Below are 16,459 nucleotides of genomic sequence, written 5' to 3' on the forward strand. Positions count from 1 at the left end.
CTCATACGGCGATGAGGTGCGCCACGTCCGCATCGCCGCATCGCCGGGGTAGATGCTGGTGTCGAAGCCCGGATGCGTCTCCGTGCCCGGCTGCGGCACGCCCGTGGACAGTCCCACGTCCGAGCAACCCGCCGTCGCCGCCAGCAGCGCGACCGTCGCCCATCTCCCGATCGTCCTCCCGCCCCGGCTCTGCGCCAACCTCGGCGCCACCGCATCGAACAGCCTCTTCGTCATCGCTCCACCATCCCTCTCATCGTTGCGTCCACACGTTCGTGACGCACGAAGCAAGCAGCGCGCCGTCAACGACATAGCGCGCGGGAACGCAAGTGACGGGATTCACCGAAAGAAGCTGTGTGGATTCAGCCAAAGAAGCTGTGTGGCTCGTGCGGAGGCGAAGATGTGGTGCATGCGGAATGGTGCCCCTCCCCCGGCCCCTCCCCGCAAGCGGGAAAGGGGAGAACTGCTTACGGTGGAATCGTTTACCTGTGGATCAGCAGCCGGCTTCCAAGGAGGCGAGGAGGCGCTTGGGGGCGACCATGCGCCACGACTCCGTCAGCCGCTCGCGCAGTGTTTCCTCCGCGATGGCCGAGATGCGGACGAGGACGGCGGGGTAGTCGCGGTAGTGGTCGGTGATGAAGAACGTCTCCGGCTCGGCGTCCATCAGGAAGCGGCGCTCGAACAGGTTCACCTTGAGGACAAGCGTGTCACCGTCTTCCCACAGCCGGGCGAAGAGCTTGCCCTTCACCTTCAGCGCAGGCGTGCCGTACGACGTCCCTTCCTCCACCTCGGGCAGACCGGCCGCGAGCCGTTTCACCGTCTGCCAGCCCGCCAACTCACCCGGTGAACCGTGTGCCGCCGATTCGGTCATCGGTCATCCCTGGTTGGAAGAAGACGGTGCGACGTGAAGACGGGAGATGCGAGGCCGCGTCTCCCGTCTCTCGTCATGGAAGGCCCGCGGCTCAGTGCCCTTGATCAGCGGGCGGAACCTCGTGCGGGAGCGTGTCGGGCATGTCGGCGGCGACGTAGGCCATGACGGCCATGGTGGCCACGCACAGCGCCATGTCGTGCGGATCGAGCTTGTCCATTGTGTCGCCGGAGCTGTGGTGATACCAGAAGTAGCGCGTGCCGTCCACATCCAGCGCCAGCCCTGGCACGCCCAGCGCGATGATGGGGTCCACGTCGGCCTCGCCCTCGCCCTTCTCCACCCTGCCCGCGCCGATGGGCTCCAGCAGGCTCGCGATCTGCCGGACGACGGCGAGCGCCGCGTCGCTGCCCTGGAAGCGGAAGCCGCCCGGCTTGAAGACGCCGTTGTCGCTCTCCATCGCCACCTGGTGCTTCGCCAGCTCGGCGCGGTGGGCGTCGCGGTACGCCTGGCCGCCACGGGTGCCATTCTCCTCGTTGGTCCACAGCACCACGCGAACGGTGCGGCGCGGCCGCAGGCCCAGCTGCTTCATGAGCCGCACGGCCTCCCACGCGGCGACGCTGCCGCCGCCGTCGTCCATGGCGCCCTGCCCCACGTCCCACGAGTCGATGTGGCCGCCCAACACCACCACTTCGTCCGGCCGCTCGCTGCCCACGATCTCGGCGACCGCGTTGCGCGAGGGTGCGTCGGGTAGCGTGTGCGCGCCCATGCTCAGCCGCATGCGCAGGCGCTGCCCGCGGTTCTGCATGCGGTGCAGCATCATGGCGTCTTCGACCGACAGCGCGGCGGCGGGGACCCTCGCGACCGTGGTGTCGGCGGCGTAGCGCATGGCGCCGGTGTGCGGGTTCTGGATGGAGAACGACGACACCGAGCGGATGAGCGCCGCCACCGCGCCGGCCTTCCCCGCCGCCTGCGGCCCGGCCGAGCGGTAGCGCACCGTCTGCCCGTAGCTGACGAACGGCTCGTCGAAAACCACGATCTTGCCGCGCGCGGAGCCCGCGGGCAGAGCTGCCAGCTCCTCCAGGCTGCCAACCACCAGCACGTCGGCCGTGATGCCGCCCGCGGGCGTGCCCACGCTGCCGCCCAGCCCGATCATGTGCAGCGGCGTGGCGCGCGGCGCGATCAGCTCGGCCGATTCGTCGCCGCGGACCCAGTGCGGGACCATGGCGGGCTCACCGCGCACGTTCTGCAGGCCGTCGCGGCGCATCTCGGCGAGCACCCAGTCGATGGCGCGCTCCAGGCTCTGCGAGCCGCTGGGACGCGCGCCGTACGTGTCCGTGAGCGTCGCGAGGCGGTTCCACGCCGCGCTGTCGCGGAGCGCCGCCTGGATCAGGCGGTTCGCGTCGGTACGGTAGCGGTCGGCGATGGGCCCGCCCTGCGCGGCCGCGGCGGAGGGCGCGGCGGCACAGAGCGCGAGCAAGAGCGACGCGGCGGAAAGGCGCCAGGATCGGGTCATGGGCGAGTCCACGTGTGGAGTTTGGATGGGGAGGAATGCCGCCGGACAACGTACATCCACCGAAGCGAATCCGAAACTCCCGCCGAACTTCGGTGTCGGAGAGTTACCTTGGAATCCCAACATCGCTGGGGAAAACACGTGCGGACCCGGCGTTCATGGAACGCAGAACACCCTCACATAAACGGCACATACACAAACAGTTATCGCCACACGCGGGCTCTCTCGGGACAATTGACAAACAGCATGTGCAACCTCTACAATTCTATCCGTCGTACGCGCGTTATCGGCGCTCCTCCGAGCAGAGGTCCTATGGAAGTCTACCTCAGCGATTTGATGAAAATGAGCCCCGCCGAGCGCGAGCGCACGTTGCTCGAGATGGAACGGGCCATCGCGGGACCTCGGGTTTCGCTCTTGGACCGGCTGCGTGGTGCCATGCAGCACCTCCGGCTCGGGAAGCGTGGCGCGCGATAAGTTCTCCCCCCGCAGATCCGGTCAATACATCAATGGATTGGCCCAGGAGATTGCACAGGCAGTACGCAGCGGCTTCCGTCTTTCCGACGATCTCCGAGTCCAGACGGAGCCGACCGGGCTAAGGCTCGTCGGCGTGATCGGGTGCGAGGGCGACATCCGCGTGGAGATCGAGGAGGAGCTGAGGGTACGCCGCTCCTGGTTCGGGGGAGGTGGAAGGCCGAGGTTTCAACTCACCTTCTACCGGTACAATGCAGTCCTTCTGAATCGCGGCACAATCTTCCGGTACAATAGCCCCCACGCGGACCACCGATCCTTCCATCACGTTCATCGGCGCGATGTTCTCGGCACCGGCGAGGAGACCGTAACGCGGCTGGAACCCGCTGATGTACCGTCTATCCGCGAGGTGCTGAAGGAGGCGGAGGATTGGTACTGGACGAACCTGGCCGGGAAGTAAGATCGCGCGAGAAGAATGGACGGAAGGGGGTGAGCCGCGGTGGCTCACCCCCTTCGTCGTCGATGGGTGCTGGCGTTCGCCTACAAGCCGAGGTCGCCGAGCTGGGCCATGAGGGCGTCGAGGCCGCCCTGGTCCAGGCCGGCCATCTCGAAGTCCGACGGGGTGAAGCCGCCGGCTTCGGGGTCCTTGCAGTGGGCGATGAGGGCGCGCACCGCGCCGAGGTACGCGTCGCCCAGGCGCTGCACGGTGGCGCGGTCGTGCACCGCGGTGCCGTACGTCCACGTCAGCTCCAGCTGCCCGAAGGCGACCATCGCGTCCACCGACAGCAGGTGCGGGCGGAGGCCTCGCGGGGAGCGTGCCGGGCCCAGCTCCGCCTCGGCGAGAGCGAAGAACGAGCCGGCGCCGGAGCCTGCATCGAACTGGCCCAGGTAGTTGAAGCTGACCTCGGCCTTGCCGCCGCCGGCCAGCGCCGCGCGCAGCTCCGCATCGTCCGACAGGTAGCGCAGGATGCCGTAGCCCACGCCCTTGCCGGGCACCGAGCGCAGCTTCTCCTTCACCGTCTTCAGCGACTCGCCGGCCTGCGAGGCGCCCGGGGTGGAGAGGCGCACGGGGAAGATGGAGGTGAACCAGCCCGCGGTGCGCGACAGGTCCACCGTCTCGAACAGGTCCTCGCGGCCGTGGCCCTCCAGGTCGATCAGCAGCTCGTCGCTGCCCGTCCAGCCCGCGAAGGCGTGGGTGAGCGCGGTGAGCAGCACGTCGTTGATCTGCGTGCCGTACACCTGCGGCACGTCGGTGAGCAGCGCCGCGGTGTCCTCGACCGAGAGCTTGACCGTGAGGTGGTCGCTCGCGCCGTCGGTGTTCTCGCCGCCCGCGTGGTCCACGGGGAGAGGCGACGAGCCGCCGCCGGTCTCCGCCAGCCAGTGCTCCGCCTCGGCGCGCAGGGCGGGGGACGCGGCGTGCTCCACCAGCTTCTCGGCCCAGCGCTTGAACGACGTGGTCTTGCGGGGGAGATGGACCTCGCCGCCCGCCGCGAGCTGCGTGTACGCCGTCTCCAGGTCCTGCTGAACGAAGCTCCAGCTCACCGCGTCCATCGTCAGGTGGTGGGCGATGACGATCATGCGGTCCGGCTTCCCCGCCCCGCGCCGGAAGTGCACGAAGCGCAGCATCGGCCCGCTGCCGATGTCCAGCGACGTCTGCGCGGCCCGCGCGCGGCGGTCCATCTCCGCCTCTTCATCCGCCGCGTCCATAGCCGAGACGTCGTGGCTCTCGAACGGCGCCTCGCCCACGGGCTCGGTGCCGGTCTGCGTCCAGCCGTCCGCCGTGCGGGCGAAGCGGTTGCGCAGCGCGTCGTGGTGCTCCAGCACGGCGGCGACGGCGCGCGACATCATCCCCGCATCCACCCTGTCCCGCAGGTCGACCGAGAAGGCGAGGTTGAAGTGGTGCGGCTCCGGCGAGCCCATCTCCAGGAACCAGTGCTGCGCCGGGGTGAGCGGCGCCGGGCCGGTGACGGGGCCCTGCTCCGCCTCCACCTGCGCGGCGGTGCCGGCCACGGGCGCCAGCTCGGCGATGGTCTGGTGCTGGAACATCTGCTTGGGCGTGAGGCGGAGGCCCGCCTGCGAGGCCCGCGACATCACCTGGATGCTGAGGATGGAGTCGCCGCCCAGCTCGAAGAAGTTGTCGTGGACGCCCACCTTCTCCATGCGCAGCACCTCGGCCCAGATGCGGGCCAGCGTCTCCTCCACCGCGCCGTGCGCCTCCACGAACTCCGCCGCGGCCTCGTCGCGGGCGGCGTCGGGCGCGGGAAGGGCGCGGCGGTCCACCTTGCCGTTGGCGGTGAGCGGCAGCGCGTCCATCACCGTGATCGACGCGGGCACCATGTACTCCGGCACGCGCTCCTTCAGGTGCGTGCGCAGCGCGGCGCCGGTCAGCGCCTCCTCGCCGCGGCCCACGACGTACGCGGCCAGGCGGCGCGCGCCGCCGTCCTCGCGCACGACCACGGCGGCGTCGCTCACGCCCGGGTGGGCGCGGAGCACCGTCTCCACCTCGCCCAGCTCGATGCGGTGCCCGCGGATCTTGACCTGCGTGTCCACGCGCCCCAGCACCTCCAGCGTGCCGTCCGCCAGCCAGCGCCCGCGGTCGCGGCTGCGGTACATGCGCGAGCCGGGGTCGCCGAACGGGTCGGGGATGAAGCTCTCGGCCGTGAGCGCGGGACGGTTGGAGTAGCCGCGGGCCAGGCCGCTGCCCGCCAGCCACATCTCGCCCGGCACGCCCACGGGCTGCGGGCGCAGGTCGGCGTCCAGGACGTAGCAGCGCGCGTTGCTCATCGGCCCGCCGATGGTGGAACGCTCGGCGCCGGGCTCCATCACCTGGCCGCTGGAGTAGACCGTATCCTCCGTCGGCCCGTAGAAGTTGCGCACCGTCCGCAGCTTGCCTTCGGCGTACAGGTCGCGCGCCAGGGCGGCGGGCAGCGGCTCGCCGGCCATGGTGATGGACTGCACGCGGCCGTCGAAGGCGCCCATCCGCAGCAGCTCGGCCGCGGCGGTGGGCACCGTGACGACCATCTTCACCTCTTCATCGGACGGGAGCGACGCCAGCTCCAGCGCGTTCTCCACCATCACCAGCCGCCCGCCCGCCGTGAGCGTGCCGAAGATCTCGCCCACCGAGACGTCGAAGGCGACGGAGGTCGATGCGAGCACGCTGCTCCAGTCGTCCGCCGGGATCTCGCGGTGCAGCCAGTGCATCAGGTCCACCACGCCGCGGTGCGTGACCTCCACGCCCTTGGGCAGGCCGGTGGAGCCGGAGGTGTAGATGACGACCATCAGGTTGTCCGGCCCGCCCAGCGGCTCCGGGTCCGTCTCCGCGGCCCCGTCCAGCGCGCCCGGCGCGTCGAGGACGACGACCTGCGCCGAGGTTTCGGGCAGCGATGCGCGCGCGGCCGTCTCGGTGAGGACGATCGGGACGCCCGAGTCGGAGAGGACGTGCGCCAGGCGCGCGGCGGGGTAGCGCGGGTCCAGCGGCACGTACACGGCGCCGGACTTGAGCGCGCCGATGACCGCCGCCAGCATGCGCGGCGTGCGCTCCAGGCAGACGCCCACGCGCGTCTCCGGCCCGGCGCCCATCTCCCGAAGCTTGTGGGCGATGCGGTTCGCCGCGGCGTTCAGCTCGCCGTACGTCGTCGCCTGGCCGCCGAAGGAGACGGCCACGGCGTCCGGGTGCTCGCGGGCGCGCTCCTCGAACAGGCGCTGCACCTGCACCTCGGGCGTGTCCACGCGGCGGCCCTGCGACCAGCGCGCCTCCTCGGCCTCCTCCACCTGCGTGGTGATGCTCAGGCGCGAGATGCGCTCGTCCGGGTTGGCGCCGATGGAGAGGAGCAGCGTCTCCAGGTGCTGGGCGAAGCGGACGATGGTGGCCTCGTCGAACAGGTCGGCCGAGTACTCGATCATCGACGGCATCTCGCCGCGCATCTCGAGCGTGGCCAGCATCAGGTCGAACTTGCTGATGCCCATGTCCACCAGGTTCACCCCGTTCTCGTAGAACGGCCGCACCTCCAGCTTCGACTCCTTGCGCGTGTCGCCAATGTTGTGCGCGGCCACGAAGGTGTGGTGGAAGTACATCGCCTGGAACAGCGGGTGCCGGCTGAGGTCGCGGTCCAGCTTGAGGTGGTCCACCAGCCGCTCGAACGGCAGGTCCTGGTGCTCGTCGGCCTCCAGCACCCCGTTGCGCACGCGGGCCAGCGCCTCGCGGAAGGTGGGGTCGCCGGAGAGGTCGAAGCGCAGCGCGGCGGTGTTCACGAAGTAGCCGATCAGCGCCTCGGTCTCGGCCCGGTTGCGGTTGCCGATGAGGGTGCCGACCACCAGGTCGTCCTGCCCGGAGTAGCGCTGGAGCAGGATGTTGAAGGCGGTCATCACCGTCATGTTCATCGTCACGCCCTCGCGGCGGCTGACCTCCTTGACCGCGTCGGTGACGCGCTTGGGCATCACGAAGCGGTAGATGTCGCCGCGGAAGCTCTGCTCGGCAGGGCGCGGGCGGTCGGTGGGCATCTCCAGCGCCGGAGCGCCTTCCAGCTTGCCGCGCCAGTAGTCGAGCTGCTTCTGCAGCGTGTCGCCCGTCAGGTACTCGCGCTGCCACTGGCCGTAGTCCGCATACTGCACCTCCAGCTCGTCGTAGGGCGACGGGAGGCCCTTGAGGAAGGCGTCGTAGATGTCCTCCATCTCCTTCGTCACCAGCGGCATCGACCAGCCGTCGGTGATGATGTGGTGCAGGGTGAGGAGGATGACGTACTCGTCGTCGGAGATGCGGAACAGCTTGGCGCGGAAGAGCGGCCCGGTCGCGAGGTCGAACGGGATCGAGCCCTCGCGCGTGACCAGGCGGCGCACGTCGCCCACGCGGTCGTGGCCCAGCTGGCCCCGCAGGTCCTCCACCTCGATCTTGATCTCGAAGGGCGGGTTGATGATCTGCATCGGCACGTCGTCGATCAGCCGGAAGGTGGTGCGCACCGCCTCGTGCCGCCGCACGATCTCGGTGAGCGCCCGCTCCAGCGTGGGGATGTCGACGGTGGCGTCGATGAAGCCGGCTACGGGGATGTTGTAGTACCACGTCCCCGGCTCCATCTGGTCCAGGAACCACATGCGCTCCTGCGCATAGGCCATGGGCAGCACGGGCCCGCCGCCGCGCCGCACGATGGGGTTGCGGGGGGCGACGGGCTTGGCCGTGCCCTTGAGGCGCGCCTCGAGGAGGGCGCGCTTGGCGTCGGAGAGACCCGCGCGAGGCGCCGTTCCGGTGGTGCTGTCCATGGTTCCGCTATCCGTTCAGGTGGTTTGATGTTCGATCCGGCGAACTGCTTCCGGGCGCGTGCCCGGCCCTCGGTGCCCAACGTTCGAAACGCAGGGCGGCGCCGCGCTTCGAATGAGGATTGGCCGCGGCATCGCTGATGTTCGAAGCCGAGTCGCCCGCATCGCCCGGGCGGCTAAAGCCGCGGGCTACAAAGGCGCGAAGCCCGCCTGCGCGGGCTGCTGCCGCACCTTCTTCGCACGATCCAATCTCGGCGCATTCGGACTTGGCAGTCCGCACCCATGCTGCTCGACCCGCCGCCCCTCCGCAGCGCGCAGCGCGAGTCGCCGGAGGCGCGGCGGCGAGGAGCCCGTTCGTAGAGCGCGGAACCCCCCGCATGCTCCACCGCCGTGCCTTCCCCCGCTTGCGGGGGAGGGCAGGCGAGTTTTACGAGCCGGGTGAGGGCCCTCTCACCCCCGCCGCGACGCCCGCGAGATCGCCGTGATCTTCGGCAGGGCGCGCTCGCCGCCGGCCTTCGCCGCGTCGATGCGGGCGGCGAGGCCGGCGAGCGTGGGCGCCTCGAACAGCGCGCGGAGGGGAAGCTCCACGCCGAACGGCCCTCGCAGCCGCGAGATCATCTGCGTTGCGGTGAGGGAATGGCCGCCCAGGTCGAAGAAGTTGTCCCCCGACCCCACACGTTCCGCGCGCAGCAGCTCCGCCCAGAGCGACGCCAGCGCCTCTTCCGTGGGCGTGGACGGCGCGACGTAGGTGTCGGCGGGGCGCTCGGGCGCGGGGAGGGCGCGGCGGTCCACCTTGCCGTTGGGCGTGAGGGGGATCGAATCCACCGTCACGTACAAGGCGGGCACCATGTGCTCCGGCATCTCCCGCCGCAGCGCGTCCCGCATCTCCCCGGCAGACGGAAGCTCCGCACCGGCGCGGTGGACGACGTACGCGACGAGGCGGACGTCACCGGGCACGTCCTCGCGAGCCACGACGGCGGCAGAAGCGACGCCGGGCAGCCGCAGCAGCGCATCCTCGATCTCGCCCGGCTCGATGCGGAAGCCGCGCACCTTCACCTGCTCGTCCATCCGCCCCAGGTACTCCAGCCGCCCGTCCGCCAGCCAGCGCCCGCGGTCGCCGGTGCGGTAGAGGCGCGTGCCGTCCGCCGCGAAGGGATCGGGGACGAACTTCTCCGCCGTCAGCCCCGGCCGCCGCAGGTAGCCGCGCGCCACGCCCACGCCGCCCACGCAGATCTCGCCCGGCACGCCGATCGGCCGCAGCGTCGTTCCGCCACCGAGGACGTAGACGCGCGCGTTCGGGACCGGCCGGCCGATGGTGGGCTTGCGGCTCCCGTCCTCATCGTCCGACATCGTGGCGCAGACGGTCGCCTCCGTCGGGCCGTACGCGTTGACGAAGTGGCGGCCGGCGAACCAGCGCCCCGCCTGCTCCGCCGTAAGCGCCTCGCCCGCAGAGGTCAGGGAGCGGAGATGCGGGCAATCCGTCTCCTCCATCGCGGCGAGCGCGGAGGGCGGGAGCGTGGCGTTGGTGACGCGCCGGTCGCGGAGCAGCTTGGCGAGCGGCGCGCCGGGCATCATCTCGTCCTGCGGCGCCAGCACGAGTGTGGCGCCGGTGACCAGCGCGGTCAGCACCTCCTCGACCGCGGCGTCGAAGCTGAACGACGCGAACTGGAGCACGCGGCTGTCCGCCGTCACGCGGAACCCGTCCGCCAGCGCGCGCGCCATGTTGGCGGCGCCTCCGTGCGGCACCATGACGCCCTTCGGCCGGCCGGTGGAGCCCGACGTGTAGATGACGTACGCCAGGCTCTCGGGATGCGCATCTACCGAAGGCGCCTGGCCGCTCTCCGCCGCGATCTCGCCCGCCGCGGCGTCGATGAGAACGACGCGGGCGGCATGGTCCGGCAGGTCCGCTGCGAGCGCGGAGTGCGTGAGCAGCACGGGCGCGCCGGAGTCCGCCAGCATGTACGCGCGCCGCTCGGCCGGGTACGCGGGATCGACGGGCAGGAACGCGCCGCCGGCCTTCAGCACAGCGAGCATGGCGACGATGCGCTCCGCCGAACGCTCCAGCGAGATGGCGACCGGCACGTCCGCGCCCACGCCCATTCGCCGAAGATGGTTCGCGAGACGGTTCGCCTGCGCGTCCATCTCCGCGTACGTCGTCTCCTCGTCCCCGAACGCCAGGGCGACGCCGTCTGGCGTGCGGGCCGCCTGCTCCGCGATGACGAGGTGGACGGGGCGCGGATCCGCATCTCCCGAAACCGTGCCGTTCCAACCACCTAGCAGCAGCGCCCGCTCGTCGCCCGGGACGAGGCCGAGGTGCGCGAGCGGAGCGTCCGCGTGCGCGGCGGCCTGCTCCAGCAGGTGCGAGAGATGGCGGGCGATGCGCTCCACCGTCGCGCGGTCGAACAAGTCCGACGCGTACTCCAGCGAGCCGGTGAGCGAGCCGGGAGCCTCGAACAGCGTGAGCGAGAGGTCGAACTTGGGCTGCGGCTCCGCGCGCTCGATGCGCATCTCCACGCCGCCCATGGGCTGCGCGGCCTGCGGCGTGGCACCCTGGAGCGAGAAGACGGCCTGGAAGACGGGCGAGTGGCCCAGGCTGCGCTCCGGCTGGAGCTCTTCCACCAGCTTCTCGAACGGCAGGTCCTGGTGGTCGTAGGCGCCCAGCGTGGCCTCGCGCACGCGCAGCAGCAGCGCGCGGAAGCTCTCGCGCGCATCGATGCGCGCCCGCAGCGCCAGCGTGTTCGCGAAGAAGCCGATCATCCCCTCCAGCTCCGGCCGCGTGCGGCTGGCGATGGGGGTGCCGACGACGACGTCGTCCTGCCCGCTCTCCATCGACAGCAGGAGCTGCCACGCGGCCAGCAGGGCCATGAACGGCGTCGCCTCTTCCTCGCGCGCGAGGGCGGCCAGGCGTGCGCCCGCGGCGGCGGGGAGCGGGAAGGCGTACGCGGCGCCGCGCATGGACTGCACGGGCGGGCGCGGACGATCGGCCGGCAGCTCCAGCATCGCCGGGGCGCCGGAGAGCGCTTCCTTCCAGTACGCCGCCTGCCGCTCCAGCGCGGCGCCCGCGAGCTGCTCGCGCTGCCGCACCGCGTGGTCCGCGTACTGGAGCGGAAGCTCAGGCAGCGGCGACGGCTGGCCCGCCTCGAACGCGGGATAGAGCGCGGAGAGCTCGCCCAGCAGCACGCCCATGCTCCACCCGTCGCTCACCACGTGGTGCATCGTCAGCACCAGCACGTGCTCGGTGGATGACGAGCGGAGCAGCAGCGTGCGGAAGAGCGGCCCGGCGTTCAGGTCGAACGGCGCCCGCGCTTCCTCTGCCGACAGGCGCCGCACTTCCGATTCGGCCTCGGGAGATGCGGAGAGGTCCACGACCGGGAGCCCCCGCGGCGCGTGGGGGGCGATGACCTGCACCGGCGAGCCGTCCGCATCCGCGAACGTGGTGCGCAGCGTCTCGTGGCGGCGGACGATCTCGTCCAGCGCGCGCTCCAGCGCGGGTACGTCCAGCGGGCCGGAGAGGCGCAGCGACACGCCCATGTTGTACGCGCTGCCGCCGGGCTGAAGCCGGTCCACCAGCCACAGCCGCTGCTGCGCGAACGAGAGCGGGAAGGTGCCGCCTTCGCGCCGGGACGCCGCCGGGGCTTCGGCGGACGCCGATGCCGCTTTCGCGTTCTTCAGCCGCAACTCCAGCAGCTTGCGCCGCTCCGGCGAGAGGCCCGCCAGGCGTTCCAGAGTGTCGCTCATCTACCGTTCGCAGAAGCCCGCGCCCCGCTGGTGCGGACGCGGGCGAGGCTCTTGGGCTTGCGTGGGTTCCCTCTCCGCATCCGCAGGGATGCCGCTCGCCGGGCGACGTCGTGCCCGGCCGTGCATCTCCCGTAAACGCATGCTGCAACGGGGTAGCGGGTGCGGAGAAGTCTACAAATATGCGTCAAACGGTATGTTCTCGCCACCCCGTCGCGGATGGCCCTCACCCGGCTCGTAAAACTCGCCTGCCCTCCCCCGCAAGCGGGGGAGGGCACGGCGGTGGAGCATGCGGGGGGCTCCGCGCTCTACGAACGGCCTCCCCGCTGCCGCGCCTCTGGCGGACTCGCGCTGCGCGCTGCGCGAGGAGGGTCGAGCAGCCTCCACAGCACCGCGAAAGCTCCCAACCGGTAGGGGCCGACCTGCGTGTCGGACCGCCCTGCGGCTGCACCGACGTATCCCTTCGCAACGATGCTGCGGCCAGCAGGCCACGTAGGCGGCCTTTGCCATTGCAGCCCGCGGGTTGACCCGCCAGGGCGATTGCCGCCACCCCGGTCCAACCCGCCGTCGCATCGCATCCGAACCGGTCGAAGTGCCGGCTCGTCAGCCGTCGGCGAGGAGAGCGCGGGCTTCCTCGTCGCTCAGGCCGTCCAGCTCGGCCATGAGGGCGGCGAGCATCTCGTCGTCGCGGCTGGCGAGGAGGGCGGCGAGGCCGGCCACGGTGGGCGTCTCGAATACGTGGCGCAGGTGGATCTGCGTGCCTGTGGCTTCCAGCAGGCGCGAGACGACCTGCATCGCCTTCAACGAGTGACCACCCAGCTCGAAGAAGTCGTCGTCCACGCCCACCTGCTCGCGCCCCAGCACCTGCGCGAAGACGGAGGCCACCTGCTCTTCCTCGGCCGTGCGCGGAGCGACGTACTCGTGCCGGCCGTCCAGGCTCGCCGTGTCGGGTGCGGGAAGGGCGCGGCGGTCCACCTTGCCGTTGGGCGTCAGCGGCAGCGCATCGAGCGTCACGAAGGCGCTGGGCACCATGTACTCCGGCAGCGAGCGCCGCAGCAGGCCGCGCAGCGCGGTGGTGTCCAGCGTGCCCGCGTTCGCCTTTGGGACCACGTAGGCCACGAGCCGCTTGTCGCCCGTGGCGTCGTCGTGCGCGGCCACGGCGGCTTCGGAGATGCCGGGCAGCGCGGCGAGCGCGGCCTCCACCTCGCCCGTCTCGATGCGGAAGCCGCGGATCTTCACCTGGTGGTCCAGGCGGCCCAGGTACTCCAGGTTGCCGTCGGGCAGATAGCGCACGAGGTCGCCCACCTTGTACATCCGCGCCCCCGGCTCGCCGAACGGGTCGGGGACGAACCGGTCCGCGGTAAGCTCCGGGCGGTTCAGGTAGCCGCGCGACAGCCCGTCGCCCGCCAGGTACAGCTCGCCCGGAACGCCGACAGGCACGGGCCGCAGCGCACGATCGAGGACGTGTGCGCGCGTGTTCGCGACGGGCCGGCCGATGAGCACCTTGGGCGCGCCCTGCTCCACCACCGAGCACGTGGAGTACGTCGTATCCTCCGTCGGCCCGTACAGGTTGAGCACGCGTTCCACATGGCCCAGGCGGTAGAGTCCCTGCGCCAGCGCGTTCGGCAGCGGCTCGCCGCCCACGTTCAGGGTGCGGACGGTCTGCGGGATCGCGCCCATCCGCAGCAGCTCGGCCGCGGCGCTGGGCACCATGCTCGCCAGCCGCACCTCGTGCCCGGCGGGAAGATCGGCCAGCGCGAGCGCGTTCTCCACCAGCACCAGCTTCCCGCCCCAGCAAAGCGTCCCGAAGATCTCCGCGATGGACACGTCGAAGGAGATCGAGGTCGAGCCGAGCACCGCCGAGCGGTCCTCGTCACTCACGGTGTCGCGCAGCCAGTGCAGCACGTCCACCGTGCTGCGATGCTCGATGTGCACGCCCTTCGGCCGGCCGGTGGAGCCCGACGTGTAGATGGCGTACGCCGCGTTCTCCGGCCGCACGTCCACCGGCAGCTTCTCCGCAGGCTGCGCGGAGATCGCCGCCCAGTCCGCATCTACCGAAACCACGACGGCTTCGGTGGATGGGAGGCGATCCCTCAGGTGTGCGTGGGTGAGGACGACCGGCGCCCGCGTGTCTTCCAGCATGTACGCGATGCGGTCCGCCGGGTACTTGGGGTCGACCGGCACGTACGCGCCGCCTGCCTTGAGCACGCCGAACAGCGCGACCACCATCTCCGGCGTGCGCTCCATGCACACGCCCACCAGCGTCTCCGGTCCCACGCCGAGCGACTGGAGATGCCGCGCCAGCCGGCCGGCCCGCGCATCCAGCTCCGCATACGTCAGCGTCTCCGCCGCGTGGACGACGGCGGGCGCGTGCGGCGTCCGGGCCGCCTGCGCCTCGAAGAGATGGTGGATGCAGAGGTCGGTGGGATGCGGGCGCGCCGTGTCGTTCCACGCCGCCAGCCGCCCCACGTCGCGCGGCGACGTCGCCGGGAGGTCGCGCACGCGGCCGTCGGGGTTCGCCGCCATCGCGCCCATCACGGCGATGAAGCGCTCCACCAGCGCCGTGAGCGAATCTGCCGAGAAGCGGCCCGCGTCGAAGTTGACGCGCACCTCCATGCCGTCGCCCAGCGGCGCGACCACCACCGAGAGCGGATAGTTGGTGTGCTCCTGCGACCAGGCGCCGACCACGCGCAGCGCGTCGTGGCTCTCGTCGTCCGGGCGCTGCGGGTAGTTCTCGAACACGAGCAGGCTCTCGAACAGCGGGTCGCCGCGCGGCACCTCGCTCCAGCCCAGCACCTCCACCAGGGGCGCGTGCTCGTACTGGCGCGCCTCGCTCTGCGTGGTCTGCACGGCCTGGAGCCACGGCACCAGCGCCGTGCCCTCGTCCACCTTGACCCGCACGGGCAGCGTGTTGATGAAGAGACCGGCGATGCCGTCCACGCCCTCCAGCCCCACCGGCCGGCCGGAGACGGTGGCGCCGAACACCACGTCGTCCTCGCCGCTCTGGCGGGCGAGCACGAGCGCCCACGCGGCCTGCGCCAGCGTGTTGAGCGTGAGCTTGTGGTGGCGCACCATGTCCCGCATGGCGGCCAGCTGCGGGTCCGGGATCGGCAGCGACAGGCGGCCGTACTCTCGCACCGCGGCGCCGGGAGCGGCGTGCTCCGTCGCCAGCGGCGTCGCCTGCGTGAAGCCCGCCAGCGCGCCGCGCCAGAACGCCTCCGCGTCCGCCAGGCTCTGCCTGCCCAGCCACGAGATGTACTCGCGGAACGGCCGCGCCCGTGGCAGCGCCGGTGTGTCGCCGCGCACGCCGGCCAGGTACATCTCCAGCGACTCGTCGATGATCATCCCCAGCGACCAGCCGTCCAGCAGGATGTGGTGGAAGGTGAGCAGGAGCCGGTTCATCCCCTCCTCTTCCAGCACCAGCGTGAGCCGCAGCAGCGGAGGATGCGTGAGCTCCAGCGGCCGCGCCTCGTCCGCCGCGCGCAGGGCCTCCACGGCCGCGTCGCGCTCGTCCTCCGTCTGACCGCGCAGGTCCAGCACGTCGAAGGGCAGCGGTAGCGAGCGGAAGACCACCTGGAGCGGCTTGGGGACGCCCTCCAGCACGAAGCCCGTGCGCAGCACCGCGTGCCGCTGCATGACCGCGCCCCACGCCCGCCGCAGCTCGTCGGCCTGCACCGGCCCCTCCAGGCGCACCACCACCTGCTCGGTATACGCGTGCAGCGCCGGCTCGTACAGCGTGTGGAAGAGCATCCCCTGCTGGAGCGGAGAGAGCGGATACAGGTCTTCGACGTTCTGCTTGTTCATGCCTTCAGCCACTCGGGAGTGTGCCGCGGATACGCGCTGCGGCGGAGGAACGCGATACTGCTCGGTAGATGCGGGACGACCCGCCCATCCGGCGGATGAACGGGAGGCCGTTTCGTGACGATACGACGATTCAGGAGCCTCGGTGACGATCGGCCGAGGCGGGAGCCGCCCCGGCATCGCCCTGGCGGTTGAAACCGCGGCAACGACTGCGCAAAGTCCGCCTGCGCGGACCAACTGCAACGGCGTGCGGCTGGAGCGGGATCGCGGGCCGAAGCATCGTCCCCGGCGGCGGCGCCCTGGCGTCGAAATCCATGTTCGCAGCCGCTCGCCAGCCGCCCGCGCGATGCCGCTCGACCCGCCCCTCCCGCAGCGCGCAGCGCGAGTCCTCCACCGAGCCGGCAGCGAGGAGGCAACCGCAGAGCCTGGAACCCGATCCCGCCGTGGACGCCGTGCCTTCCCCCGCTTGCGGGGGAGGGCAGGCGAGTTTTACGAGCCGGGTGAGGGCCCCTCTCAGTCCAGCTTCACATCCACGTACTCCGGGAACGGCTGCACCGTCTCCAGCCCGTGCTCGAAGATCGTGAGGTCGCCTTCCGTCCCGATCTCCTTGAAGCCGCCGAACTTGTACGTCACGTACATCATCCGGTTGCGGCCGTTGGGCTTGAACTCGGCGCGGAGCTTGGCGCCCGCGTTCTTCGCCTCGCTCATGATGTGGCTCATCATGATGGTGCCCACGCCGCGCGACATCACCCGGCACGACATCAGCAGCAGCTTGATCGTCCAGAACTCCGGCGCCTTCTCCACCAGCGCCAGGCCGATCTTCCCGTAGC

The 16,459-nt window shown here is 71.1% G+C and carries 8 protein-coding genes; 1 reads left to right on the forward strand and 7 read right to left on the reverse strand.

All coding sequences use genetic code 11. The annotated features are described in order from the left end of the window. The 3 genes from VFE05_22375 to VFE05_22385 all read right to left on the reverse strand — a co-directional run. Positions 1 to 234: hypothetical protein (locus VFE05_22375; protein HET6232839.1), on the reverse strand; the 234-nt coding region annotated here is incomplete at its 3' end. A 256-nt stretch (positions 235 to 490) separates the two neighbouring features. Further along, positions 491 to 868: an MmcQ/YjbR family DNA-binding protein gene (locus tag VFE05_22380; GenBank protein HET6232840.1), complete on the reverse strand. Its 378-nt coding sequence runs from the start codon at positions 866 to 868 to the stop codon at positions 491 to 493. Between the two features lie 91 nt (positions 869 to 959). After that, a complete protein-coding gene (locus VFE05_22385) occupies positions 960 to 2,378 on the reverse strand; it encodes a M28 family metallopeptidase (GenBank protein ID HET6232841.1) in 1,419 nt (472 codons plus the stop codon). Between the two features lie 508 nt (positions 2,379 to 2,886). Between VFE05_22385 and VFE05_22390 the strand changes: the two genes are divergently transcribed. Continuing rightward, positions 2,887 to 3,303, forward strand: a complete 417-nt coding sequence (locus VFE05_22390) for a hypothetical protein (GenBank protein HET6232842.1) — start codon at positions 2,887 to 2,889, stop codon at positions 3,301 to 3,303. Positions 3,304 to 3,383: 80 nt separating this feature from the next. Here VFE05_22390 and VFE05_22395 read toward each other — a convergent pair whose 3' ends face one another. From VFE05_22395 to VFE05_22410, 4 genes are all read right to left on the reverse strand, one after another. Beyond that, the gene (locus VFE05_22395) at positions 3,384 to 8,096 is read right to left on the reverse strand and encodes an amino acid adenylation domain-containing protein (GenBank protein ID HET6232843.1); all 4,713 of its coding nucleotides are present in this window, start codon (positions 8,094 to 8,096) and stop codon (positions 3,384 to 3,386) included. Positions 8,097 to 8,543: 447 nt separating this feature from the next. Continuing rightward, positions 8,544 to 11,831 (reverse strand): amino acid adenylation domain-containing protein, encoded by a 3,288-nt coding sequence (locus VFE05_22400; GenBank protein HET6232844.1) that lies wholly within the window; start codon positions 11,829 to 11,831, stop codon positions 8,544 to 8,546. Positions 11,832 to 12,431: 600 nt separating this feature from the next. Continuing rightward, a complete protein-coding gene (locus VFE05_22405) occupies positions 12,432 to 15,632 on the reverse strand; it encodes an amino acid adenylation domain-containing protein (GenBank protein HET6232845.1) in 3,201 nt (1,066 codons plus the stop codon). 510 nt (positions 15,633 to 16,142) lie between these two features. After that, the coding region (locus tag VFE05_22410; protein HET6232846.1) for a hypothetical protein at positions 16,143 to 16,459 on the reverse strand (317 nt) is incomplete at its 5' end.

It is taken from the genome of Longimicrobiaceae bacterium (assembly GCA_035696245.1).
In the GTDB taxonomy this organism is placed as follows: domain Bacteria; phylum Gemmatimonadota; class Gemmatimonadetes; order Longimicrobiales; family Longimicrobiaceae; genus DASRQW01.

Coding starts and splice junctions, on each gene's coding strand:
- VFE05_22400 (HET6232844.1), bottom strand. CDS start 11,831: ATGAGCGACACTCTGGAACGCCTGGCGGGCCTCTCGCCGGAGCGGCGC.
- VFE05_22385 (HET6232841.1), bottom strand. CDS start 2,378: ATGACCCGATCCTGGCGCCTTTCCGCCGCGTCGCTCTTGCTCGCGCTC.
- VFE05_22380 (HET6232840.1), bottom strand. CDS start 868: ATGACCGAATCGGCGGCACACGGTTCACCGGGTGAGTTGGCGGGCTGG.
- VFE05_22395 (HET6232843.1), bottom strand. CDS start 8,096: ATGGACAGCACCACCGGAACGGCGCCTCGCGCGGGTCTCTCCGACGCC.
- VFE05_22405 (HET6232845.1), bottom strand. CDS start 15,632: ATGAACAAGCAGAACGTCGAAGACCTGTATCCGCTCTCTCCGCTCCAG.